Annotated in this window: 21 protein-coding genes, 1 pseudogene and 1 riboswitch; of the genes and pseudogenes, 5 read left to right on the forward strand and 17 right to left on the reverse strand. The window is 62.0% G+C overall.

What is annotated here, in order from left to right; genetic code table 11:
* Window positions 1-19: 19 nt before the first annotated feature.
* The gene (motA, locus tag BG841_RS01425; RefSeq protein WP_070058633.1) at window positions 20-871 is read right to left on the reverse strand and encodes a flagellar motor stator protein MotA; all 852 of its coding nucleotides are present in this window, start codon (window positions 869-871) and stop codon (window positions 20-22) included.
* Between the two features lie 234 nt (window positions 872-1,105).
* On the opposite strand from motA, the gene asd reads away from it, so the two are divergent.
* Window positions 1,106-1,963, forward strand: a complete 858-nt coding sequence (gene asd, locus BG841_RS01430) for an archaetidylserine decarboxylase (protein ID WP_070056028.1) — start codon at window positions 1,106-1,108, stop codon at window positions 1,961-1,963.
* Window positions 1,964-1,987: 24 nt separating this feature from the next.
* Here asd and epmA read toward each other — a convergent pair whose 3' ends face one another.
* Complete coding sequence (epmA, locus tag BG841_RS01435; RefSeq protein WP_070056029.1) at window positions 1,988-2,995, reverse strand: EF-P lysine aminoacylase EpmA; 1,008 nt, start codon at window positions 2,993-2,995, stop codon at window positions 1,988-1,990.
* 1 nt (window position 2,996) lies between these two features.
* Complete coding sequence (efp, locus tag BG841_RS01440) at window positions 2,997-3,572, reverse strand: elongation factor P (protein ID WP_070056030.1); 576 nt, start codon at window positions 3,570-3,572, stop codon at window positions 2,997-2,999.
* Window positions 3,573-3,617: 45 nt separating this feature from the next.
* Here efp and epmB point away from each other — a divergent pair, with 45 nt between their 5' ends.
* The 3 genes from epmB to BG841_RS01455 all read left to right on the forward strand — a co-directional run bounded on the left by epmB (window position 3,618) and on the right by BG841_RS01455 (window position 8,890).
* Entirely contained in the window at window positions 3,618-4,673 is a 1,056-nt protein-coding gene (epmB, locus tag BG841_RS01445) for an EF-P beta-lysylation protein EpmB (protein WP_070056031.1), read from the forward strand.
* Between the two features lie 176 nt (window positions 4,674-4,849).
* A complete protein-coding gene (locus BG841_RS01450) occupies window positions 4,850-6,658 on the forward strand; it encodes a GTPase (protein ID WP_070056032.1) in 1,809 nt (602 codons plus the stop codon).
* 147 nt (window positions 6,659-6,805) lie between these two features.
* Window positions 6,806-8,890 carry an EAL domain-containing protein gene (locus BG841_RS01455; RefSeq protein ID WP_070056033.1) on the forward strand — a complete coding sequence of 695 codons (2,085 nt, stop codon included), beginning with the start codon at window positions 6,806-6,808 and terminating at the stop codon, window positions 8,888-8,890.
* Between the two features lie 77 nt (window positions 8,891-8,967).
* Here BG841_RS01455 and serB read toward each other — a convergent pair whose 3' ends face one another.
* On the reverse strand, window positions 8,968-10,176 hold the full coding sequence (serB, locus tag BG841_RS01460; RefSeq protein ID WP_070056034.1) for a phosphoserine phosphatase SerB: 1,209 nt from the start codon (window positions 10,174-10,176) through the stop codon (window positions 8,968-8,970).
* A complete protein-coding gene (gene parC, locus BG841_RS01465) occupies window positions 10,169-12,454 on the reverse strand; it encodes a DNA topoisomerase IV subunit A (protein WP_070056035.1) in 2,286 nt (761 codons plus the stop codon). The genes serB and parC overlap by 8 nt, the downstream gene beginning before the upstream one ends.
* 332 nt (window positions 12,455-12,786) lie before the next feature.
* On the opposite strand from parC, the gene BG841_RS01470 reads away from it, so the two are divergent.
* Window positions 12,787-13,017, forward strand: coding sequence for a hypothetical protein (locus BG841_RS01470; RefSeq protein ID WP_070056036.1), 231 nt, complete (start codon window positions 12,787-12,789; stop codon window positions 13,015-13,017).
* Between the two features lie 20 nt (window positions 13,018-13,037).
* Here the strand turns inward: BG841_RS01470 and BG841_RS01475 are convergent, their stop codons facing one another.
* From BG841_RS01475 to BG841_RS01530, 12 genes and pseudogenes are all read right to left on the reverse strand, one after another.
* The gene (locus tag BG841_RS01475; RefSeq protein WP_070058634.1) at window positions 13,038-13,622 is read right to left on the reverse strand and encodes a YceI family protein; all 585 of its coding nucleotides are present in this window, start codon (window positions 13,620-13,622) and stop codon (window positions 13,038-13,040) included.
* Between the two features lie 69 nt (window positions 13,623-13,691).
* A pseudogene (locus BG841_RS01480) lies at window positions 13,692-14,251 on the reverse strand (cytochrome b).
* A gap of 221 nt (window positions 14,252-14,472) precedes the next feature.
* Window positions 14,473-14,664, reverse strand: coding sequence for a hypothetical protein (locus BG841_RS01485; protein ID WP_070056037.1), 192 nt, complete (start codon window positions 14,662-14,664; stop codon window positions 14,473-14,475).
* Between the two features lie 49 nt (window positions 14,665-14,713).
* Entirely contained in the window at window positions 14,714-14,980 is a 267-nt protein-coding gene (locus BG841_RS01490; protein ID WP_070056038.1) for a DksA/TraR family C4-type zinc finger protein, read from the reverse strand.
* A 69-nt stretch (window positions 14,981-15,049) separates the two neighbouring features.
* Window positions 15,050-17,677, reverse strand: a complete 2,628-nt coding sequence (locus tag BG841_RS01495) for a carboxypeptidase-like regulatory domain-containing protein (protein WP_070056039.1) — start codon at window positions 17,675-17,677, stop codon at window positions 15,050-15,052.
* A gap of 12 nt (window positions 17,678-17,689) precedes the next feature.
* Complete coding sequence (locus BG841_RS01500; protein WP_070056040.1) at window positions 17,690-18,574, reverse strand: molecular chaperone; 885 nt, start codon at window positions 18,572-18,574, stop codon at window positions 17,690-17,692.
* Window positions 18,575-18,626: 52 nt separating this feature from the next.
* Window positions 18,627-19,133 carry a DUF4402 domain-containing protein gene (locus tag BG841_RS01505; protein ID WP_083260144.1) on the reverse strand — a complete coding sequence of 169 codons (507 nt, stop codon included), beginning with the start codon at window positions 19,131-19,133 and terminating at the stop codon, window positions 18,627-18,629.
* Between the two features lie 23 nt (window positions 19,134-19,156).
* Window positions 19,157-19,519 carry a hypothetical protein gene (locus BG841_RS01510; protein ID WP_141737043.1) on the reverse strand — a complete coding sequence of 121 codons (363 nt, stop codon included), beginning with the start codon at window positions 19,517-19,519 and terminating at the stop codon, window positions 19,157-19,159.
* 40 nt (window positions 19,520-19,559) lie between these two features.
* Window positions 19,560-20,111 (reverse strand): DUF4402 domain-containing protein, encoded by a 552-nt coding sequence (locus BG841_RS01515; protein WP_070056043.1) that lies wholly within the window; start codon window positions 20,109-20,111, stop codon window positions 19,560-19,562.
* Window positions 20,112-20,302: 191 nt separating this feature from the next.
* A riboswitch (cyclic di-GMP riboswitch) is annotated at window positions 20,303-20,390 on the reverse strand.
* 50 nt (window positions 20,391-20,440) lie between these two features.
* A complete protein-coding gene (parE, locus tag BG841_RS01520) occupies window positions 20,441-22,336 on the reverse strand; it encodes a DNA topoisomerase IV subunit B (RefSeq protein ID WP_070056044.1) in 1,896 nt (631 codons plus the stop codon).
* Window positions 22,337-22,375: 39 nt separating this feature from the next.
* A complete protein-coding gene (locus BG841_RS01525; protein ID WP_070056045.1) occupies window positions 22,376-22,858 on the reverse strand; it encodes a protease complex subunit PrcB family protein in 483 nt (160 codons plus the stop codon).
* A 14-nt stretch (window positions 22,859-22,872) separates the two neighbouring features.
* Window positions 22,873-25,530 (reverse strand): S8 family serine peptidase, encoded by a 2,658-nt coding sequence (locus BG841_RS01530; protein WP_158007586.1) that lies wholly within the window; start codon window positions 25,528-25,530, stop codon window positions 22,873-22,875.
* Window positions 25,531-25,532 lie beyond the last annotated feature (2 nt).

Genomic DNA, 25,532 nt, shown 5'->3' on the forward strand with positions numbered 1-25,532 from the left:
CGATTGTTGATTGCGCTGATTACTTGGCGCGGACGTGATCGTTCAGTTCCTGAAACGCCGGTCGCTTGTTGGTGGGCAGGGCCTTGCGTCCAAATTCAATTGCCATCTGCGGCGCCTGCCCGGACACCATCGCCACAATGGCCGATTTGGCACACTCATAGGCTTTCAACTCGTACTTGGCGTGATGCTCAAGCGCGGTGGAGGTCGGGCCCACAAAGCCGTACCCCATCCAGATACCCAGAAAGGTGCCCACCAGGGCAGCGGCCACGGCCAGACCAATCCGTTCCGGTCCCTCACTGAGGAAGCTCATGGTGATCACGATGCCCAGCACCGCTGCTATGATTCCCAGCCCCGGGAGGGCGTCCGCCACCTTATTCACGGCGTGCGCCGGCTCGTCCAGCTCGTGACTGCGACTTTCGATTTCATTGTCCATCATGCCCTCGATTTCGTGGGGCGCCATGTTGCCGGTGCTGATGATGCGCAGATAATCGGTAATAAACACCAGCAACTCTTTCGATTTCATCACCGCCGGGTAACGCAAAAAGATCTCACTGGCTTCCGGGTTGTCGATATCCTCTTCGATGGACATCACCCCCTGTTTGCGCGATTTGTCAAAAATATCGTAAAGCAGGCTTAACAAATCCACGTAGTAGGCCTTGTTGAACGGTGACCCCACCAGCAACTGCAAGGTGCCGCGAAACACCTGTTTGATGATGTAGCCCGGGTTAGCAATGATGAACGACCCCAACGCAGCCCCACCAATGATCAGCACCTCGGTTGGCTGCCACAACACCAGCAGATTACCGCCGTGCAGTACATAGCCACCCAATACGCTGGCAACAACAATGATTGCTCCAATAATCAACGCCATATCGAAATGCTTACCCTTTTCGTAAAATCCCGGAGAACATTTGACCAAGCTGGCCGGCAAAGACCCCCACCCCCCGGCAACGTCCGCTGCGGGGGTTGTGCCGCGCAATGGTAGCAAGCCGGCCGTGAAATTGTGACCGCAGGCCAGTTCGGGTGGTCAGCAAACAGTTACGCCCCCGCGCGCAGAGTTTGATAGAATCCGGCGCTTCCACGTCTTTGCACAAGAGTATCTTCAATGTTCGACAAATTGTTTGTATTGAGCCAGTACCTGATTCCGCAGCTGGCCCTTTCCAGACTTGCCGGCAAGCTGGCAGATAATGACCGTGCCCCGGCGCTGAAAAACCGGGTAATCAAATGGTTTATCGGCCGCTACGGCGTCAACATGAGCGAAGCTCTTGAATCCGACCCCAACGCGTACCGCAGTTTCAACGAGTTCTTCACCCGCCCCCTGAAACCGGGTCTGCGTCCGGTGGACCCGGCTGCCGACGTACTGGTGAGCCCGGTAGACGGCGCCATCAGCCAGCTCGGCCAGATCAGTGACGACCGGGTTTTCCAGGCCAAGGGGCAAAGTTTCAGCCTGACCGAACTGCTGGGTGGCGATCAGGCGCTCGCCGACGAATTTACCGCCGGCGAGTTCGCGACCATTTACCTGGCCCCCAAGGATTACCACCGCATTCACATGCCGCTGGCGGGCACCCTGCGGGAAACCGTCTACGTGCCCGGCAAGTTGTTTTCGGTCAATCCGGTTACCGCCGCCCATGTCCCCAATCTGTTTGCCCGCAACGAGCGGGTCGCGGCCATCTTCGACACCGAGTTCGGTCCCATGGCCCTGGTGCTGGTGGGTGCAATGATTGTCGGCAGTGTGGAAACCACCTGGGCGGGCATTGTCGCTCCCGGCTCTGGCAAGGTGACCAGCACCCGCCCCGCAGCGGACAGCGCGCCCATCACCTTCGACAAGGGACAGGAAATGGGCCGGTTTCGGTTGGGGTCTACGGTGGTGCTGGTCATGCCCAAAGACGCGGTTCGCTGGAACCAGGAGCTGGCCGCCGGTCATACCGTGAAGATGGGACAAGCCTTTGGCACGAAGGCCTGAGCAAGCGGCGCGGCGGCCGCCGGTTCAGGCCCGCTCGAACGGAAACGCCAGAACGTCGGCAATCGAGTCTGCGCCGAGCTTGAGCATCAGCAGCCGGTCGAGCCCGAGGGCCACGCCCGAACACTCGGGCAGGCCCGCCTCCAGTGCCTGCACCAGCAGTTCATCCACCGGCATCACCGGTTTGCCCAGGCGGCTGCGCTGCTGGTTATCCAGCGTGAAGCGCTGCCGCTGTTCACCGGCATCGGTCAGTTCCCAGTAGCCGTTACACAGCTCAATGCCGGCCACATAAAGTTCAAAGCGGTGCGCCACTTCAACCCCGTTCACCACTGAGATTTTCGCCAGCGCGGCCTGAGAGGCCGGGTAGTGACAGATGAACACCGGCGGCTGCTCTCTGAGTGCCGGCTCCAGCTCGTGGCTGAGCAACAGGTCCAGACAGCCGTCCCGCCCCAACTCGGCCGCCAGCGCGGCATCCACCCAGGGGCCACAGCGTTCGATCAGCGCGGTGTCACTGATCGTGAACGGGTCAATGCCCACGTACTTGTGCATGGCCTCGCCATAGCTGAGTACGCCGGGGCGCGGGCAGTCGAGCCAGCCACACACCAGATCCGCCACTTCCGCCATCAGTTCGGTATCGGTGATGCCGGTGCGGTACCACTCCAGCAGGGAGAATTCAGGGTTGTGTCGGCGGCCGCGCTCGCCGTCGCGAAACGCGCGGTACACCTGATAGATGGACCCGGAGCCGGCAGCCAGCAGCCGTTTCATGTGGTATTCCGGGGAGGGTTGCAGCCAGCCGGCGCGCCCGTCATGGCCCGGCACCGGCAACACGGTCGCCGCAACACTGTCGATGTTGACATCGGTCACGCCACAATGGCTGAGCACGGGCGTTTCGACTTCCAATACCCCGCGGCGGGCAAAAAAATCGCGCACATACGCAAGCTGGCGGGCGCGCTCACGCAACGCCCCCAGCGACGCGGTTGGCTGCCAGTCGGTGTCTGTGGTGGCGGGATTTCCCGCCCCGGTTACGCTGGTCAACTCAGGAACTTTTTACCCGGTTCACGTATTCGCCGGTACGGGTGTCGACTTTCAGCACCTCGCCGATGGTGATGAACAGCGGGACACTGACCACCGCGCCGGTGCTCAGGGTTGCCGGCTTGGAGCCGCCCTGGGCCGTATCGCCTTTCATACCCGGGTCGGTTTCCACCACTTCCAGCTCCACGAAGTTGGGCGGTGTCACCGTCAAAGGCGCACCGTTGTACAGGGTGACCGTGTACACATCCTGTTCCTTCAGCCATTTCAGGGCATCGCTGACGGCCTTGGCATCCGCCGCGTGCTGCTCGAACGACCCGTCTGTGGCCATGAAGTGCCAGAATTCGCCGTCCGTGTAGAGGTACTCCATATCCTGATCGACCACGTCGGCAGCTTCCAGCGATTCGCCGGACTTGAACGTGCGCTCCCACACCCGGTTGTTCATGAGATTGCGCAGTTTAACCCGGTTAAACGCCTGCCCTTTCCCCGGCTTAACAAACTCGTTTTCCAGAATGATGCACGGATCGCCTTCGAGTAAAACTTTAAGACCGCTACGGAATTCGTTGGTAGAATAGGAAGCCATGAAATGTTCACCTGAAATTACACATTTAATATCTGAAAGGTCGCCATGATACAGCGAACTCCCGTTCGTATAGAAGCCCAGTTGCTGGATAACCAGTGTCCCGATGACGATACCCCAACGTGGCAGCAGATTCTGGCTGATTCTATCACCTGTCCGGAATCCTTGCTTGCCCAGCTGGGTCTGGACCCGGCGAGCTGGCTGCAGGGCGCCCGCGCCGGCCACAAACTGTTTCCGGTACGGGTACCCGCCCCCTATCTGGCACGCATCCGCCCGGGCGACCCCGAAGATCCGCTGCTGCGGCAGGTGATGCCGCTCGCGGACGAAGCGCGTGTGGTTGACGGGTTTGTGCGGGATCCGTTGGAAGAAGCCGGCGCCACCGCAGGCACTGGCTTGATCCGCAAGTACCGCAGCCGCGCCCTGTTGATGATCACCGGGCAGTGCGCGATCAACTGCCGTTATTGTTTCCGCCGCCACTTCCCCTACGATCAGCACCGGTTGTCGCCCCAGGATCGCACTGCGGCGCTGCACCAGCTGCAGCAGGCGCCGGAAATCAATGAAGTGATTTTCAGTGGCGGCGACCCCCTGGCAGTCAATGACCGGTTGCTGGCACGGTGGGTGGACAATCTGGCGGCCATCCCCCACATCAAGCGTATTCGCATCCACACCCGGCTGCCGGTGGTCATCCCGCAGCGGGTGACCGACGACCTGCTGCAGTGGCTCAGTCACCCGGGCCTGCAGTTTGTGATGGTGCTGCACATCAATCACCCGGCCGAACTGGACGCGCCCACCCGGGCTGCGTTGCAACGCCTGACCGGGGCGGGGGTTACCCTGCTCAATCAAAGCGTCATCCTGCACGGCGTCAACGACCGGACAGACACGCTCTACCAGTTGAGCGAGACTTTATTCGACGCCGGGGTACTCCCCTATTACCTGCACACCTTTGACCCGGTAGCGGGGGCTCATCATTTCAATGTCGACGACGACCGGGCCCGCCAGCTGGTGCGCGAACTCAACGCTTTGCTGCCGGGCTTTCTGGTCCCCCGACTGGTGCGGGAAATTCCCGGGAAGTCAGGGAAAACCCCACTGGACCTCAATTTCTGACCGGGTCCACACTGGGCAACAGGCGCAATACCACGCCAAATCCTGCCCGCTAGGCAAGGTCCCGCTTTCTGTGTACTCTTTATTATTTTAAAATGCCCGGCATGCATGACGATCACACACCCAATCCGAGTACGGCCAGCATGACCATCCGAAGACCTCGTGGACGCTTGTAGCGTATGATTCTGAAACCTGACCTGACCGTTCCTGAGCAAAGAACAGCCAGCCTGTCCTATTGCGACACCTCCCCAAAAGCGTTCAAGGGGTGGGTGCAGAGTCTGCCGATCGCCAACATTGGCGAGGCCTCCCGCCAGCTATACCATGCGGTCATCGAACTGAACCAGCTGATCATTGCCCCCCAGCTGCGCCTGCAGTTTCTGGATCTGCTGCGCCCCAAAATACATTTTGTGTGCAGTGAGTTGTCACGTCATTACTTTGGCCATTCCGTCAGTCTGCCGGAAAAGCCGAGAAAAATTGCCAACCTGTCCCAGGCGCTGCAGCTGCACCTGGCCAACGGTTACAAATTGTGCGTGCTGGGCTTCATCGACAAGGGCGGCCTCCACCGGAATCGCAAGGCGCTTGCCACCAGTTGCCATCGGGCGATCTCCGAACTGGGGGCCACCATCGTCAGGTCCTATCAGCTGTATTGCCCCAGCCCCGCTCACAGCTGGCTGGAATGTCACCGTCTGTACCGGTTCGCTCAAGGCAACAGGCTCGCGCATTATGCCGTAGAGGACACCGCCTTGCCGGCCCGCAAGGCCAGTCAGGTAGGCGAGTGTTACAAACGGGTGGCGCTGCTTGGCTGCGTGCGCCCCAACCAGCTCCGGCAAGATGAGCTGGCCCTGGTCTACGATCTGCTGGATTCCTGGAGCCAGCACCTGCAGTGCGAGGGCGACGTCCGCACATCTTCCCTGTTTGTGATCGACACCGAGCGTGACGGCCCACCCATCTACCGCAGTCTGGTGGCGGCCCAGCAACTCGGCGCGAATCATTTCAGCCTCGACACGCAACAGCTCGCCGACAAGATCGCCAGCCGCGCCCCCGCCAAGGGGCGCCGGACCCGACAGGACGAGGACCTTGCCATACCCTCCGGCGTCAGCGACGTATTGCTGGCGCACCTGAGTCAGGCCCTGGGGCCTCTGGCAGAGCGCAATTTCAATCGCACCGACAGCCAGGGCACGCTGGAAATATGCGTGGGTCTGACCGCCGTGCATTACTTTATTGCGGACGAACGAACCTTCAGTCAGTTCGTTGCCGGCAACGAAGAGCAGGATGATGAGGAAAATATATTCATCACCGCGTCCCGTCACAATGCCGACGTCTGGGCCGGCGCCCACGACACCGACCAGCGCGAAGACCGGCTTTATTCGGCCAACACCCCGATCACCTTCCGCAACCGTCATGGCGGCGCACTCGCCTCCCCGGGGGACAAGCACACGCCTAAGGCTTACCGCGCCAGCCTGAGCAACTCCAGTCCGGGCGGTTACGGCCTGGCCTGGGAAGGCAACACCCCGGCCGCACTGCAAGCGGGGGAAGTGGTCGGCGTCCGCGAATCCTCGACGCACCCCTGGAGCGTGGCCGTGGTGCGCTGGTTACGGCAGATCCGTGGCCAAGGCACCCAGGTGGGCATCGAGTTGCTGGCACCCAGTGCAGCCCCCGCAGCGGTGCGCCTGATCCAGATCACGGGGAATGGCAGCGAATATCTGCGCGGCTTGCTGCTCCCGGTGACCACCGCCGGCAGCCAGCAGGCCACCCTGATCACGCCACGCCTGCCATTTCAGGCGGGCAGCCGCATCAGCCTGATGCACGATGAGCGGGAAGACGATGGGCAGCTGACCAGAAAGGTACTGGCGACCGGCAGCATCAGCCAGTTTGAGCTGACCCTGCAGTCGGCCAGCCACCGAATGGAGCCTGCCCCCCGCTCGCCTGCTCAAGCGGTCAACAGCCCTAACGAAGACGAGTTTGACTCGCTCTGGCCATCCCTGTGACTGGCCGGCGGGTCGAGGCTTGTCATCGCGTCTGATCCCCTGCATGATTCAGGTAAGTCAAAGCCGGACAATGGCATAGCACGCAGTTTCTACCCGCGACCAAGATTGTCCGGCTCCGCCACCGATGTTTTATGAGACGCTTGTAGAATGCAGAATAAGAACCCCACGGTACACCTGTTAATCCTGGACCCCTCGCAAAACGACGCCGAAGCGCTGGTCAGCCTGCTGCGCAACTCCGGCCGGGCAACCCGAGCCCACCGGATCACCTCCGAAGAGGCTCTGGAAGAGGCCATCGACACCCGCAGCTGGGATCTGATGCTCGCCCGGGATGTGGCCCAGGAACTCAGCCCTGAGGACGCATTAGCGATCATCCGGCGGCTGGACAAAGACATCCCGTTTATTCTGCTGAGCGACAACGACAGCCGGGAGCGCGCCGTGCAGTTCATGCGTGCCGGCGCTCAGGATCTGGTGCACGCCGACCATACCGACTTATTGGTGCTGACGGTGAAGCGTGAGCTGGCCGCCCTGGAGGCCCGCCGCAAACAGCGGACGCTCGAAGCACAACTCAGGGAAGCTGATCAGCGATGCCAGCTGCTGCTGGAAAGTTCGAAAGACGCCATTGCCTACATCGACGACGGCATGCATATTTACGCCAACCAGTCGTATCTGGACTTTCTGGGCTATGACGACATTGTCGATCTCATGAGTGTCCCGGTTCTGGACACACTGTGCCCGGAGAGCCAGACCGCCTATCGAAACTTCATCAGAGCGTTCATCGACAAGCCCGAAGACGGTGCCCGCTTTGCCTGCGTCGCCAAACGCAGCGACAACCAGCAGATCAATGTGATCATGTCGGCGTCAGCCGCGACCTACGATGGCGAGCCCTGCATCCAGGTGATTATCCAGCCAGAGCAGAACGACGCCGAACTGGAAGAGAAACTGCGTCAGATCAGCAGCCAGGATCTGCTCACGGGACTTTACAACCGTCAGCACATGATGGATGAACTGGGTGCGGCCATCCTGCAATCCGGTGAGACCCACGAAACCGGTGCCCTGGCCTACATCGCCCTCGACAACTTCATTCCTTTGAAAAGCAAGATCGGCATTGCCGGCTCGGACTTGCTGATCGGGGATCTGGCCACCCTGTTCAAGGACCTGACCGGCGACGATGTGCTGCTGGCGCGTCTGGGGGACGATGCGTTTGGACTGCTGGCCCAGCGGATGAGCGAGAGCGCCATGGCCGAGCATTGCCAGATGCTGTGCCAAAAGGTCGAAGATCACCTGTTCCAGATCAATGAGCGCACCATCCAGGTCACCGTGAGCATCGGCGTTGCCGCCATCACCGAAAACGCCCCCAAGGCGTCGGAATTGATGGCGCGCGCGCACCTGGCCTCCGCGGAGGTGCGCAAGCTGGAAGGCCACGAACACGGCAATGGCGTGGTGACCTACAACCCGGCCGATTTTGAGACCGCCGCGGACGGCCATACCGCCGAAGCCATTCAGCGGGCCCTCGACGACGACCGTTTCCGGCTGTACTTCCAACCGGTCATCAACCTGCGGGGGGAAGACGACGAACTGTATGAAGTCAGCGTGCGCATGCTCAACGCCAACAATGTCGAGCTGACGCCCGATGATTTTCTGCCACCCACCCGCGCATCGGACATTGCCATCAAGATTGATCGCTGGGTGCTGTTGCAGGCCATCCGGCAACTGGCGGCACTCCGGGCCAAGGGCAAGGAAACCCGTCTGTTCGTGACGCTCACGGCAGAAACCCTCCAGGACCGAACCTTCAGCCAGTGGCTCAGCGTCGCCCTCAAGGCGGCGCGCCTGCCCGGCGAAGCGCTGGTGCTGCAGGTGCATGAGGGGGATGCCAGCACTTACCTGAAACAAACCAAAGAGCTGGGGGCGTCCCTGCAAGAATTGCACTGCAAGCTGGCCATCAGTCAGTTCGGCGGTGCCCTGAATCCGTTCAACATCCTCAGACACGTCGACGTCGATTACGTGAAGTTTGACGGTTCGTTTACCGAAGAGATTCAGGGTAATGAAGAAACCCGGGATCACCTCAAAGAAATGATTCAGAGCCTGCAAAACACGGGCAAACTGACCATCATTCCGCAGGTGGAAAACGCCTCGGTGCTGGCGACCTTGTGGCAGGTCGGCGCCAACTACGTGCAGGGTTATTATCTGCAGGCGCCGGGGCCGGAAATGAATTACGATTTCAGCGCCCAGTAAGACCAGCTGCCCCCTTCCCCTGCCCCACCCGCGCCGTGCGGCGTTGCCAGGGGAAGGTCTGAGCTATGCCGCCGGGCCTAGCGGTTTTCACTCTCCCGGAAGCCGATCAGATACAGCACCGCGTCCAGCCCCAGCGTTGAAATGGCGTGCCGGGCAGACTTTTTCACCAGCGGTTTGGCCCGGAACGCCACACCCAGCCCCGCCTGACTCAGCATGGGCAAATCGTTGGCCCCATCGCCCACGGCGATGACCTGCTCCCGGGAAATATGCTCGCGCTCGGCCAGTTCGAGCAACAATTCCGCCTTGCGCTGACCATCCACAATGGTTCCCGACACCTTGCCGGTGACCTTGCCCTGGTCGATGTCCAGTTCGTTGGCGTACACATAATCAATGCCCAGTTTGCGCTGCAGATGGCGCGCGAAATAGGTGAAGCCCCCGGACAGGATGGCGGTGCGGTACCCCAAAGCCTTCAAGGTACTGATCAGCAGCTCCGCGCCTTCGGTCAGCTGCAGACTCTGGGCGACCTCTGCAAGCACCGCCTCATCCAGGCCTTTCAGCAAACTCAGCCGCTCGGCGAAACTCTGGCTGAAATCCAGCTCGCCCTGCATGGCCCGCTCGGTGATGGCCGCCACCTGATCCCCCACCCCGGCCTTGTGGGCCAGCTCATCGATCACCTCGGCCTCAATCAGCGTGGAATCCATATCAAACACCACCAGCCGCCGGTTGCGCCGGAAGATCGAATCTTCCTGGAAGGCAATGTCCACGTCCATTTCATTGGCAATTTTCAAAAAATCCGCACGCAACAATTCCAGGTCCGAGGGCTTGCCGCGCACTGAAAACTCGACGCAGGCGATGCGGTTCTCGGCCCTGTTCAGCGAAGGCCGCGCCGACAGACGGGAAATGTTGTCAATGTTGAGGCCGTGGCGGGCGGTGATCGCGGATACCCGGGCAATCTGTTCCGCCTGGATGTCCCGCGACATCAGGGTGACGATGTAGCAGGCGCGGTTGCGACCCGCCGCCCACTGCTGGTATTCCTCCACCGTGATCGGTGCAAACCGCACCTGCAGATCCAGCGCATGCAGACAGAACAGCAGATCGCGGATGACCGGGGAGGTCTGGGTGGCATCGGGGATTTCCGCCAGAATGCCCCAGGTGAGGTGGTCATGGATAACCGCCTGCCCGATATCCAGGATGCGCACATCGTAACGCCCCATGATGCCGGTAATTTCCGAGGTCAGGCCGGGTTTGTCACGGCCGGACACATTTATCAATACCAACTCACTCACTATCTGGTTGCTCCCCTTCAACTGTTGCTGCGATCACCTCAACACCATCCACCCGCTGCAAGCCCCGCGGCAGCTTATGCCCCCGGCGGCCACGTTCACCCAGATAATGGTCGAGATCTTTAAACTGCAGACCCATCTTGCGTTTGCCCGCTTGTATTTCCAGCTCATCCGCGGCGCTGAACACCGCCACGGCGACCACGTATTCTTCCCGGGACTGCGCCCGCGCCGTTGGTATGCTGATGATTTTATTACCCTTACCCCGAGCCAGCTTGGGCAGTTCTTCCAGCGAAAACACCAGCATCCGCCCTTCGTTGGACACCACCGCCAGATACAGCGGCTCGGAGGTGTCCGGTACGGGGACCGGCTGCATGACCCGTGCGCCTTTGGGCACCGTGACCACCGACTTGCCGTTGCGGTTTTTGCTGAGCATGTCGTTGAGCGTGGTCACAAACCCGTAGCCGCCGTCCGTCACCAGGACGACTTTCCGGCTGGGGTCATCCATCAGCACCCCGGCGAATTCGGCGCCGGATGGCGGGTTGATGCGTCCGGTCAAGGGTTCGCCCTGCCCCCGGGCAGACGGCAGGGTGTGGGCCGGCAACGCATAGGCGCGACCGGTGGAATCCAGAAACACCACCTGCTGGCTGTTACGCCCCCGGGCCGCCAGGGCAAACCGGTCCCCGGACCGGTAGCTGAGCCCGGCCGGATCGATGTCGTGCCCGCGGGCCGCGCGCACCCAGCCTCGCTCGGACAACACCACGGTGATCGGGTCATTGGACACCAGATCGGTTTCACAGAACGCCCGCGCCTCTTCCCGCGCCACGATGGGGGAGCGACGCTCGTCGCCGTAGGTGTCGGCGTCGGCCTGCAGTTCGGCCTTGATCAATTCGCGCATGCGCTCTGCCGAGCCCAGAATGGCCTGCAATTCGTCCCGCTCGGCTGCCAGCTCATCCTGCTCCGCGCGGATTTTCATCTCTTCCAGCCGGGCCAGATGACGCAGTTTGAGCTCAAGCACGGCTTCGGCCTGATCCGCCGACAGGCCGAAGCGCGTCATCAACTCCTGTTTGGGTTTGTCTTCGGTGCGGATAATCTCGATCACTTCATCAATGTTGAGATAAGCGATCAGCAACCCGTCCAGCAAGTGCAGACGCGCCAGCACCTTGTCCAGGCGGTGTTGCAGGCGGCGGCGCACGGTTGCTTTGCGATAATCCAGCCACTCGGTCAGCAGGGTGTGCAGATTTTTGACCCCGGGGCGACCGTCGTTGCCGATCACATTGATGTTCACCCGGTAGGTTTTTTCCAGATCGGTACTGGCGAACAAGTGCGCCATTAACCCTTGCTGGTCAATGCGGCTGGAGCGGGGCACGATCACCAGACGGGTCGGGTTTTCGTGATCCGATTCGTCCCGCAAATCGGCCACCATGGGCAGTTTTTTGGCCTGCATCTGGGCGGCAATCTGCTCCAGTACCCGGTTGCCCGACACCTGGTGGGGCAGATCGGTAACCACAATGTCGCCGTCTTCGTTCACCCAGCGGGCCCGCATGCGCAGTGACCCCCGACCGGTCTCGTACATCTGCCGCAGGTCTTTGGCGGGGGTGATGATTTCGGCACGGGTGGGGAAATCCGGGCCCTTGATGTGTTTGCACAGGCCGGCAATGCTGGTGTCGGGGTCGTCGAGCAAACGCACACAGGCGGCGGTGACTTCACGCAGGTTATGGGGCGGTATGTCGGTGGCCATGCCCACGGCAATCCCGGTGGTGCCGTTCAGCAGCACGTGGGGCAGCCGCGCCGGCAAGGTGGCGGGTTCGTCCATGGTGCCATCAAAATTCGGTATCCAGTCCACGGTACCCTGCCCGAGCTCGGACAGCAGCAGGTCGGCAAACCGGGTCAACCGTGATTCTGTGTACCGCATAGCGGCAAAGGATTTCGGGTCGTCTGACGAGCCCCAGTTGCCCTGCCCGTCGACCAACGGGTAGCGGTAAGAAAACGGCTGCGCCATCAGCACCATGGCTTCGTAGCAGGCGCTGTCGCCGTGGGGATGAAACTTGCCCAGTACGTCACCGACGGTGCGCGCTGACTTTTTGTACTTGGCCGTGGATCTGAGCCCCAGCTCCGACATGGCGTACACAATGCGTCGCTGAACAGGCTTCAGGCCATCACCCACATGGGGTAACGCCCGGTCAAGGATGACGTACATGGAGTAATCGAGGTAGGCTTTTTCGGTGTACTCCCGCAGGGGCACCCGTTCAAAACCCTCATCCGTTGTCTGAAACTCTGGCATCGACGCCTCTTGCTGATTGAAGTGAATTCCATGCACCGCTGCGGGCGGTGTGTTTCGGGACGCTTATTATATGGAGCGGTCACCTTATACACCAACCCGATAGTCTCCGTCATCCCGGTCTGCGTTTTAGCGCGAGAGGGCAGAAATTAAAATTAACTCTATATTTGCCAGACACTTAGCCAGAAAACCTGCTTCCCAATAGCGGAATTCCCGAATAGAGCGGCGCCGGCCAATGCCCGTATGCTGATTCCGTATTCAACTCACAGCTCAGACAACTCGTCCGGTTTAACAGCTGGTCGTCCTCGTTATGAAGAGTTCACAGAGCAGATGCTATGAACCCGACCCTGAAAGCCTGTGCGCAGGCCATGCTGACCGCGCTGACCAATGGCGCCCTGGCGTTTTTGCTGATGCTGGTGGCCGAGTTTGCCATCAGTGGCACGATACAGGTGACAGCGCCCTACCTGTGGGCAGGGCTGCTGGTGTGGCTGGTTATCTTTATCGGCCAGTTCTGGCGCCGGCTGCACATCTGTCGACGCAACAGCCAGCGTGAAGTGTCCGACTGACCGAACCAGGCGGTTCCCGGTTACTGACGAACCCCTTCTACCGAAATAATCATCTCCACGGTTTCAGACGCCGGCCCGAGGTCCATCGGGATACCAAAGTCCGCCAGTTTAAGCTCGGTGTTTGCCTCGAAGCCCATCCGGTAGCCGCCCCAGGGGTCCTCACCGTGGCCGATCATGTCGACATCCAGCGTAACCTCCCGGGTCACCCCACGGAGGGTCAGATCGCCGACTATCTCGCCCTCGCCGGTGTCATCGTCCAATACAATGCGTTTGCTCTTGAAGGTGGCCTGAGGAAACTTGTCCACCTGCAGAAAGTCAGCGCTGCGCAAATGCTTGTCCCGCTCGGCGTGGTTGGTGTCCACGCTGCCGGTGTCGACGGTGACCGTGACCGAACCGTTCTGCGGGTTGCCCGCGTCGTAGGTAAACTGGCCATCAAACTCGTTGAAGCGCCCATACAGCCAACTGTAACCCAGGTGGGAAATCTTGAAGGTAATAAACTGGTGCGCCCCTTCCTGATCAAATTTATAGGTACCGTTCTCGTCGGCGGCGTAGGCGCCCGCAGTGACCGCCAGTGCAACCGCAGCTGCAACCATTTGTTTTTTCATACTCACCATCCCGATTGACGCCGTGTCCGGCGTGGTCCATTTTTGTGTAGCCCTGGTGTGCGAGCGGAATCACCGCCCGCGGGGGGACAGACCCAACATTCTGCGCAAGGTTTCATCTTTATCAAAAAATGATGCTTGATGGCGGCCAGACCGTGCACAATCGCCAGCACCACCAGCGCCCAGGTGGACCAGTAATGCACCAGCCCTGCGGTATCTTCCAGCCGCTTGACCTGCCCGGTCAGCGACGGAACGCTGAACCAGCCGAACACGTCGATGGCGGAACCATCGGCGGTGGTAATCAGATACCCACTGATCAGGGCAACCAGCATCAGTATATACAGCAGCTGATGGGCCACACGGGCCGCCACCTGCTCCCAACGCGTGTGCCCGGGCAGCGGTGCCGGCAGCGGGTCGACCAGGCGCCACCCCAGGCGCAGCAACAGCGCCAACAGCAACAGCACGCCTGCGCTTTTGTGCCAGGCGGGCGCGCGGGTGTACCACTGATGATAATAGGACAGGTCCACCATGTAATAACCCAGGGCGAACAGTCCGAATACGGCCAGCGCCATGAGCCAGTGGAAGAAGATATGGACACTACCATAACGTGTGGGGGTGTTACGAACGCGCATAAACGACGGCCTTTTGCCTGTTGCTGGGTTGTGACTATAGTCGCATGTGGGTTTTACGGATTGGAACTCCTACCAGAGTTGCTAGGCTAGGTCTACCCAATTTATTCACCAACCAGATTGAGGTCAGCATGGAAGTTGAATTTGACGAGACCGTAGCCATCCCCAGCAACAACTAATTCCCTGGCGAAGTGGTTGAGCCAACCACTTCGCCTTTCTCTCCGCTACCCGAACCAGTAACGGATCATCTGCACAATAATCAGCAAAGCCACCAATGGCAGCACAAACCGGCTGAGACTGCCGTAATCCTTGCCTGCACCCGCCTCGGAACTCTTGCTGGAATAGCGTTCCAGCAGTGGAATACCCACCAGCAGAACGATAAAAAGCACGCCCAGTATGATCACTAACGCCTTCATAGGTTCCCGGCCTTCCAGTGAATCGTGCCCGCACCTGGCGTGCCAGCACTCACCTTAACTGGCTGTCCTTACTGGCCCGGCGGTTGATCCCGGAGTGATCGGCCTGCTGACTTTCCAGTTCGGACTGACACCGCACACACAGGCGTATTCCCGGCAACGCATTACGGCGCGCCTCCGGAATCACCGCATCGCACTCTTCGCAATGCGCCAGACTTTCGCCCACCCCCAGACGACTGCGGGCCAGACTCACTGCGTCCTCCACACTGGCGTCGATCTGATCCTGAACGGCCCCATCGCGGGTCCAACCACCAGCCATACACCCTCCTTAACCTTGCTCAGAGTGAATACCACTGCCCCAGAAATAATGACAACCCCAGATTGTTTGTCAAATCTCCGGCGAGACCACCCACAGATCCATACCGCTGACAAAGTCGCCGTTCGCCGGCACCGTCACCACCCGGAATCCGGTGTCCTCCATATTCAGGCGCCGCAGTTGTTCGGGCGAGACGCGCAGCCAATAGTCCCCCGGGGGCACAGCCGGGACAATGTAAAAGCCGTCCCAGGCGGTGGTGGTTTGCGCGATAACGTCCATCCGCTCATCCAGTAACTCCAGCTGAACCCCACCCACACCGCGCTCCTCTGCGCCACTCAGCAGGTACACGGTGCCGTCAATTTCGCTGGTCATGCGCACCGGAAACTCCAGCTGTGCAACGTGGCCGGGGCGGGGCAGCAGGCGTGCCCCCGGGCGCTGCGGCTGCCACTGCGGATCGTCCAGGGTCGCCAGGTCCAGGCCGACGTCGGCATACTGCTTAGCCGGCAAGCGGCCCAGCAGGGCGATGCCTTCGGCGTTGGTGCGCACCTCGCGGCGGCCACCGTTGACCGTAAAGCCGGCGTCAGCGATCGGCTGCTCCCCCGGGTCCATCACACCGTTGTTGTTTTCGTCCAGAAACACCTGCGCCGAGACCGCGCCCGAGTTGGCGACCGAGCGGGCATCGAACAACCAGTGTGAGCGGCGCGGTTCGCGCCCCAGGCCCAACGACACTCGGGCACCGACGGTATAGTTGTCGTTGCTGTCGTAGCGGGCATTGAGATTCAACCCAAACTGGCCATGGCTCTTGCTGAAACCGACCGTGTAGCTGGTCAGCGCCGACCCATAGCTGTGCGCCACCCCCAGATTCAGCCGGTAACCCTGCCCCAGGGATTTATCGGCGGTCAGGCTCAGCGAGGTCAGCTCGCTGTCCGGGCTGAGGGTATAGCCCAGCTGGCTGCGCAGACTGAAATCCTGCACCCGGCGGCTGACACTCAAACTGCCAGAGGCCGTCTCCGAGGCGCCGGATGACTGCCAGTCGAGGGTGTTGGTGACGGCGGTGCGCCACACATAGGCGGACGTTCGCTGGCTGACCCGGGTGCTGGCGGCGCCCGAGGCCCGCTCATCCCGGCTTGCCGTCACCGCCATGGGCAGGCGGGTGCGCGCCCCCAGGGGAACAGCGCCAGAGAGCCGCAACTCGTCCCGGGTGGTCAGCAGGTCACCGTTGGCGGTAAACACTTCGCTGATAAAATCCTGCAGATGAGCGCGGCTGGCATCAATCGCCAGGCCGGCCACCCGGGTTTGCAGCCCCAGCTCGGCGAGGGAGCCGCCATCCTCGGCGTGGACAAAGTCGCCGCTGACACTCAGGGCTTGCCAGAAGGTGCGCAACCCCAGGGTGGCGTAGTGTTGCTCGACGCCTGCCACCGGCGCCCGGACAAAACCGGCATTGGCGGACAAATGGCGGGCCAGGCCCAGATCAAACTGGGCCACGGATCGGGCCTGATTATCTTCATCCCGGTGCTCCGCGAAGCTGTAGCGGAACTCCCCCGGTGGCACCATCGACTGGGCCAGGGTGAAGCTGTAGGGCTCCACCCGGCTCTGCCCCAGCGGGCCACTGAACACCAGCTTGAACTCGTTGCGGCCGTAACTCAATGGCTGATCGGCGAAGCGGTAGCGACCGTCCTCCCCGGCCTGCTGGAATCCCACCAGCGCCCCGTTGTAATACAGCTCCACATCCCAGCCGGGCAGCAAATCGCCCTCGAAGGTTTGCCGGTCAAATTGACTGGCCTGGCTCAGGGGGCGGTTAGTCACGGTTACGCCATCACCGGCGGCGCCGCGGGAAACGTTGCTGACACTGGGCGCGGACAGGTTGCCAAAGCGGTAGGAACGGGCCTTCAACGGCCCCAGCAGGCCACCATCCGGGTCGTTGCGCCCCAGGGTAGCGCGAACGTCGGGCGTGGGCTGCTGCTTGCTGCCGTTAACATACACCGACGCTTCCATGGCCAGCAAATCACCGGCTAGAAAGGCCGTATAGCGGCCGTCGGTCGTGGCGGTTTGTGGACTGCCCCGCAACTCCGAGGCGAGGGTCAGGTCGACAAATGGCAGGCTGAGCAAGCGATAAGGGGAATGGTAATGGGGGTAACCCGGGTCCTGATAGCCGCCCCGACGGCCCAGCCGCTCGGCCTGGCGCTCCCGTCGCAGGCGGGCTTGCAAGGGCAGCTCTTCGTGGGCATGCACCCGCAGGGTCTGGCTGCTGCGGTTAATCTCCAGCTCCAGCGGCAGCCAGCGCTCCAGCAATGCCCGGGCGACGTACAAATCGTCCGGCTCGGCCAGCACCTCCGCCGGATCAAACGCCTCGGTGACACCCGCGCGGGTGACCCGGGCTTCACTCAGATTGAGGCTGAAACCCTGTTCTTCCTGCAGCACGAAACCACTGGCAGTACCTTCCTCGGGCCGGGTCTGGATGGCGAGGGTCAGCAACCGGGCCAGCTCCCCCAGCGGCAGCAGGGTATGCGCACCGGTGTCGTAGGCGGGAATGGCCCCGGACAGCACCGACTGATCCAGGCGCACCTCCAGCAACAGCAGCTCCGGCTCTGCGGTGTGGGCCAACAGCAAGCGAGGACCGGCGCTCAGTGCCAGCACCAGCACCAGCAACACCAGTCCGCACCGGCGCAGCGCCGCAGTGAAGGTGAACAGGACCAACATGGCGGGGTGGAATCAGGGCAACGGCAGTGACGCCTCCGCCATTAACTTGCCGCCGTCCTTGGCTTGCTCCCGGTAGGTGACCCGCAACACACCGGCGCGCAAGGGCACGCCGGCGGCCGGGTTTAGCTCCAGGCTGGCCCGGCGCAGCGGGTTGGGTGTATACACCGCCACCCCGTTGGCGCGGGCAATCACCTGCTCAATACCGCCCTGCGGGGTAAAACTCACCGCCAGATCGCCATAAACGGACTGGTTGCCGCTGCGTTCCAGCTGGAATGCCAGCACCGGTGGGGTGTCGCCTCGGCCCGGCTCCAGCGCCAACTGGGTCAGTGTCACTTGCGCCTGGGTGTTGCCATGGCGAACGATGACCGGCACCGAGGCGCCCACCAGCATGGTTATTTTGACCCCGATGCTGTCGTCGGCATGGTCCAGGGTTTCGATGTTGCTCTGGCCTTCCGCGTCGGGCTGTTTGCTGAACAACAGATGCGAGCGGTACTCACCGGCGGCCAGATTGGCCGGCTTGCGCACCATGATGCGCACCGTCTGCCCGGTTCCGGGTGCCAGCGTGACCTGGCGGGGGGAATAGCGCAGCAATGTGTCGGCAAACTGCTCACCGGGCAGAGGGGTATCAATGTTGGTAAATCCCCCGGCTTCGCCCATCCGCTTGTTCACCAGCGAAATCCGGTAGGTGGCCGGCTGGCTGCCATTGTTGATCAGCTCGATCTGGGTCGTACGCTGGTTACCTTCCAGTACCAGCCGGGTCGGGTAGAGCATCAGGTCCGCCAGGGCCGGGCTCACCGGCAGCAGCAGCGTGATCACCAGGGCGCAGCGAAGCCATAACCGCGTAACTGTGGATATTCCGGTAGTGTTGGAGGGTCTGGCCAGGTGGTTAACACTCATCGAAGAAGCCTTTTACATCGTTTGCAGGAAATGGGGGTTGTTGAGCACAGGGTCAGTTGTAATTCACGGTGACCGTGAAGCTGCCCGAGTAGTCCCCCGGGGGCTGCCCGTTGCCCACCACCAGGGTTGCGCCTATGGAGTGGGTCTGACTGCCGCCGACAAGAAATCCCGTCAGAGGCCCACTGGTACGGATAATGTCGCTGCTGAAATCTTTGAGCTCCATGTGCGCGCCCGGAGCAGTCAGTTTCACACTGTTGTTAGCCGGCAATTCAAGGGTATAGGATGCATTGCGATCACCACGCACGACAAACTCGGCCGCAATCACCGTAGCGGAGGGGAACAACACAACCCCTCCGCTGGCAGAGCGCACGTCTTCAGGACTGACGGTCACCGTGCCGCCGCTGCCCGCTGCAAAGCTGCCGAAGGACAGGGCCACGGTGTTCTCGATGGTGATATCGGCCGCGTAGGCTGCACCCACATAGGCGTGCAGAGCAATGCCCGCGGCAAGCGAGACCGCCTTGTGCTTGATCAGCAATTTTCCTGTGGAATATCGATGCATTAACAACCCGCGAAATGGAGGTACTAGTTATAGCTGATCGTGACACTTACTCGCTGCCCAGCCTTAGAGCCGCGGCTGAGAAGTTCCAGCTGGATATCGCTCACCGGGTCACCCCGCAGCGGGCCGCTAACGGCCATGGGGCCAAGACAGTCACTCGGATTAGCGACGGTGCGCACGCAAGCAGCGTCCAGCTCCACCAAACGGCTGGCGACCGACTGGCTCGGCTCATCAGTGACGGTTTCCGCACGGGTGCCGGCATAGGCAGGCGCTATAACGGTGGCGCTGACCGGGCTGTCGGCACTGGCCCCGCAGACAGCGCTGCTGGTCACGACCAGCAGCGCCAGCAGCAGTCGCCGGACCGCCATCGCCAAGGAAGATGACCTCATGATGTCACTGACTCCCTAACGGCTACTGGCGGACTAGTCGTTAGTTGTACTCGACGGTTGCCGTGACATCACCGGCATAGCTGCCCGCCGCCTGTGAAGCGCTTACGGTTAGCGTACCCCCCAGGTAGATGGTTTGAGTGCCCGCGGACAGGGTACCGCTGGTCACTTCCCCGGATGTTGCCGCAGAGGGGGTCAGAGCGCTGATCAATGTGAGAGCCATGGAGTTCTCACCACTGGTCAGCGTATTGTTTTCACTCCAGCTAATGCTGTAATTGGACTCACCCTCACCGGTCACAGTGAAATGGGCGGCGGTTGATGCACCGTTGACGGTGGAGTTGAGAGCCCCGCCGGTAAAGGACCGGTCACCATTAGTGGCAACCGTTACCGTGCCCGGGGTGCCACTGGCGGCAAAACTACCGAACGTCAGGTGCTGCGCCGTTTCAATTGTGATGGGCGTAAGAACCGTCGCTGTGCTGTTGCTGGTTGCGTCGGCGGCAAAACTGCTGGCCGCCCCCAAGGCCCCCACCACAACGGCCGACGCCAGCGCCGCACGGCGGAAATGGGTGTGACGGAAAAAATTTGATGCATTCATGAAATGTACTCCGGTAAGCCGCGCCGGGGCTTGTGGCCTTGACGCGCGCTGATCATTAAACCGGTCAGGAGGGGGAGCCGATAACGCGACCATGGGGCCAGCTACACGACGAACTTAAAGCCGGGGAGCCTCGAAGTGTGCTGGCGAAGTCAGGAACACGAAGGAGTCGTGCCCAGAGAATCTCATAGCGTGTTGACGGTCCCGCTGTCTTGGAGGGTGTACCCCGTTAGACCGGTGACTTTGCGTCTCTGCCTTTAGGCAGATTTGCCTTTTCAACCCGCCAAATATACCGAAGGTTAAATTATCGTAAATGTGACGAAAGTCTCACTTTAACTGCCAACTTCCGCCAGGTTGCCATAGCTCTCCAGCCAGGCCCGCCGGTCGGAGGCGCGGCGCTTGCCGAGCAGCATGTCCATGCTTTCATCGGTGTCGTCGCCCTCTTCCAGGGTCAGCATCACCAGCCGGCGGGTATCCGGGGCCATGGTGGTCTCCCGCAGCTGCAGGGGGTTCATCTCACCCAGACCCTTGAAGCGGGTGACCGAGATTTTGCCGCGGCGCTTTTCCGCTTCCAGACGGTCGAGAATGCCGGTTTTTTCGTGCTCGTCGAGGGCGTAGTAGGTTTCTTTGCCCAGATCGACCCGGTACAGCGGGGGCATGGCCACAAACACATGGCCGGCGGCGACCAGAGGCCGGAAGTGCTTGACAAACAACGCACACAGCAAGGTGGCAATGTGCAGACCGTCGGAATCCGCATCCGCCAGAATGCACACTTTGCTGTAGCGCAGGCCACTCAGGTCATCGGAGCCGGGGTCGACGCCGATGGCGACCGTAATGTCATGCACCTCCTGGGACGCCAGAATCTGGCCGGAATCCACCTCCCAGGTGTTGAGAATCTTGCCGCGCAGCGGCATCACCGCCTGAAATTCCCGGTCGCGGGCCTGTTTGGCCGAGCCGCCGGCGGAATCCCCTTCCACCAGAAACAGTTCCGCCCGGCTGGCGTCCGCACCGGCGCAGTCCGCCAGCTTGCCGGGCAAAGCCGGTCCCGAGGTGATCTTTTTACGGGCGACTTTTTTACTGGCGCGCAGACGGCGCTGGGCGTTGCCGATAAACTGTTCCGCCAGCACTTCGGCAATGTCGGTGTGCTGGTTCAGCCACAGGCTGAACGCGTCTTTAACCACGCCGGAGACAAACGCTGCGGCCTCCCGGGACGACAGCCGCTCCTTGGTCTGCCCGGAAAACTGCGGATCCTGCATCTTGTACGACAGCACGTAGCTGCAGCGCTCCCAGATGTCTTCCGGCGACAGTTTGACCCCCCGGGGCAACAGGTTGCGGAACTCACAGAACTCCCGCATGGCTTCCAGCAAGCCAGTGCGCAGGCCGTTCACATGGGTGCCCCCCTGAGCCGTGGGGATCAGGTTGACGTAACTCTCGGTCACCGCTTCGCCGCCCTCCGGCAGCCACTGCAGCGCCCATTCGACGTGTTCCTTGTTCCCCGAGAAGGTGCCGGTGTAGGGCTCCGGCGGGACCAGCTCAAAGCCGGCCAGCGCACCGCGCAGATAATCCTCCAGCCCGTCTTCGTAGAACCATTCGTCTTTTTCTTTGCTCTGTTCCTGCACAAAGGTGACTGTCAACCCCGGGCACAGCACCGCTTTGGCACGCAGGTTATGGCGCAGCCGGCTGACCGAAAACTTCGGGCTGTCAAAATAACTGGCGTCCGGGTAAAAATGCAGCTTGGTGCCGGTATTGCGCCGGCCGACGGTATCGACCACCGTCAGCTCCGAGGTTTTTTCACCACCGGCAAAGGCCATTTGGTGCATCTGGCCGTCGCGTTTGATGGTGACTTCAAGCCTGGTTGAGAGGGCGTTCACCACGGACACACCCACGCCGTGCAGGCCCCCGGAAAAGCTGTAATTGCCCTCGGTGAATTTGCCGCCGGCGTGCAGGCGGGTGAGGATCAGTTCCACCCCGGGCACGCCCTCTTCCTTGTGGACGTCCACCGGCATACCCCGGCCATCGTCTTCAACGCTGAGGGAGCCGTCGGCATGGAGCACCACGTCAATGCGCCGGGCGTGGCCGGCCAGTGCTTCGTCCACACTGTTGTCGATGACTTCCTGAGCCAGATGATTGGGCCGACTCGTGTCGGTGTACATCCCCGGACGCTTGCGCACGGGATCGAGACCGCTGAGAACTTCAATGGCGTCGGCGTTGTAGTGTTGCTGGCTCATAGATGGAAACAAGCTCCCGAATGGATGTGGAATTTAAACTTAGCGTGCGTGGGTCAGTGGCCCGAACTCCGGCCCCGACACCACCAGTTTGCGCCAGTCGTCGGCGGTTACCGCCACCACGGCGCAGGGCGTGGTCAGCGCCTGGGTCACCATTGTACCCGGTTCCGGCTGGTGCACCGACACGGTCAGCCGCAGCTCCCCGGACTCTATGACCGCCTGGGCGAGGGTCACACCGTAACCGCCGGTGGGCTTTTGCCCCAGGGCCACCAGCACCAGATGCTCGCGACTGAAATCGAGTTGTTCCAGAGGGCCCAATGCCAGCGTCTGACCGGACAGGTCCGCCAGGTGGCGCACCCCGGCGGGGGTGCTCAGGTATACCAGACCCGGCGCGGTCAGGCCACAATGGTTCGAGGCCGTTAACTGTCGTGCCAAAGGCGCCCCGCTGCGGGTTTCGGTGCGGCTGGTGGCGCAACCGGCGATCACCGTCAGCGTCGCAAGGGCCGCGATAAATAGTTTTTTCATTACATTCCTGGAGGTTAGCGGCGCACACTTTTTACCGCCGGGCTGCCGGATGACAACAGCCGGTACCCGGTGAAGCCGTACCGCGGCGGCGCCAGAGGCGCAACGGCTGGCCGCCGGAAACTGGTGGTCATGCGGATGCGCGCGGTGGAACCCGCGGCGATGCTCACCGGTTCGGGAAACCCGTTCACCGGGTACTCGGCGCAGGCCTCACCGTTTTCGCAGATGATACCATTGTTGTCCATGTCGGTGCCGGCCACCACAAAATAGCGCCCCGGAGCCACACCCGCAAAGGAGAACCGGTACTCGCCCTGCTCCGCCGCTACTTCGGCCTGGGCCACAGCATGCTGACCGCCCTCGGCGGGGGTCAGGATGACGTAGTGCCAGCCGGCATTCCGCTGGTCTGGCGGGTCGCCATACTGTGCGTGCACCGCAAATTCGAGTGACCGCTGGGGGGCAGCCTGACCGGCTCCGGCAGTATAGTGCAGCCTGATGCTGGCCCGAAACAGTTGCCCGGGGTTCACACGCAGCTGCTCGCCACGGGCGGTCACCGTCAGGGTATCAGGCAGTGCGTCGCCGGGGACGAGCGCGGGCGCGATGGACAACCACGGCGGTAGCGGATCCAGAGAAACCAGGGTCGCGGTTTCGCCCTCAGGGTACACCATGAGCGTCACTGTCTGCACCGGGTGCTGCCCCGACAGCTGCACTGCCGCAGGCGAGACCCCCACCACCGTCGGTATGGTACCCGCCAGCGCCGCATCTATGGCCTTTAACCCATTGATCAGACCCTGCCCGTACTCCCGTGGATTGGCCAGCGCATCGGTCAGCGCACCACTGTGCAACAGCGCAAAAAACTCGGAGGGACCAAGCTCGGTGCCCGCCGACCGCGCGGCGGCTTTCATCAGCGCGTACACCCCCGTAACCTGGGGCGCGGCCATGGAGGTGCCATGCAGGGCGGCATAGCCCGGCTGGCGCACACCCCCCCGATCGTCGCCCCAGCTGCTGGCGATCAGGTCGGCGTCGCCGTCCAGATTGGCATCGCGGCTGGCATCACCGCCCGGGGCGACCAGATCAACCGAGGCACCGGTATTGGAGTAGCCTGCCCGCACCCGGCCCGCATCGACGGCGCCAACGCCCACCACATTGGCAAAAGCGGCCGGGTAGGTGGGTTCATCGGAGCCTTCATTGCCGGCGGCGGCCACCACCAGCTTGCCGTTGTGGTATGCCAGATCAATCGCCTGTCGCAATGCCTCACTGGGACCCAGCCCGCCCAGACTCAGATTAATGACGTCAATGGCGTGCTGGGTCGCCGCCCACTGCAAGGCCGCGATCAGATCGGCGGCGCTGCCCACGCCACCCTGCCCCAACACGCGGAGCGGGAACAGAGTAGCCCGGGGAGCCACGCCGATAACCCCAAATCCGTTGTCTGCGGCCGCAACAATGCCCGCCACATGGGTTCCATGAAAACTGCTGCTCTGGGGTTTGCCATCGCCGGGATCGGCGGGGTTCTGGTCGCGACCGGGTTCATGATCCAGATCCAGTCCCGCCGATACGTAGTCGAGGATAGCGCCGCTCCGGGCAGGTACGTTCGCGGCCAGATCCGGGTGCCAGTCGCCATAGCGGGTGGCGTCAATATTGAACAGTCCGGTATCCATCACCGCGACCCCGACCCCCTGACCACCCTGCGGTGCCGCCTGCCAGGCCAGCGGCAGGCTGATCAGCGGGAGGTGCCACTGCCGCTGATACAGGTCTTCATCCTCTGCAGTGATCTGCTGGCTGCGGAAAAGATAATTCGGTTCCGCCCACTGCACCTCGGGTCGCTGGTTCAGCCCCTCAATCCACGCCAGGGTATCGGCCTGCGGGGACCGGGCGGGAGCGGAGCCAAGCCCCCGGGCCCTGACCGGCGGTTGCCGCCGCAGCTGCCACATGGCCTGACCCAACGGACGGGCTTGCCCGGCGCCCATGGCATGCAAGATTCCATGCCTGCCCCCCGCGGCGGCCGCACTGCGCGGTGCCCTGCCCGGATCCGGCTGCATGATTACAATGGCCTCGTCCACCACCAGTTGCGGAAGAACATAACCGGCGCTGCCAGCGTTGGCCACGCCCGGGGAGGACACCCGCACCACGTAGCGGAACGGACCGCCCGCGCGGGCATGGACGGCAAGGTGATAGAACCCGAAGCTGCCGGCGGCGCCGTCAACCACGTGCATCAACGGCGGCGTACCGGTGCAGTGGGCACCGCAAACATCCACGCCGTCGGCGCCGATGATACGGATATCGACCACCGGAGGAAGGTTGCCGGGAGCGTCAGCGGACGGAAACACGTGCAGCACCACCTGGTCGCCGGCGGCCAGCCGCACCCGGTAATAATCGACCGCATCGCGCGGATACGCGAGGCTGGCACCGGCCGCTGACGGGTGGCCACCGGCGGTGGCGCTGAGAAAACCGCCCACCACGCCGGTGGGCGGCAGCGGCTGCGCCTCGCCCGGGGAATCGTTGCTGCGGGCCCGGCTCAGCCGGGTGTCATCTGCGGTGTCGCCATCCACCCGGGTATGGCTTTCAATGATGATGGTTCCGGAGATATCGGGGCCGCTGCGCGGTGTTTCCGAGCCGCCGCCGCAGGCTGCCAGCAGCCACGGCAGAAGAAAAACGCAGAGTGATCGTCGCCACATCATCA

The organism is Marinobacter sp. X15-166B (genome assembly GCF_001752365.1).
GTDB lineage: Bacteria > Pseudomonadota > Gammaproteobacteria > Pseudomonadales > Oleiphilaceae > Marinobacter.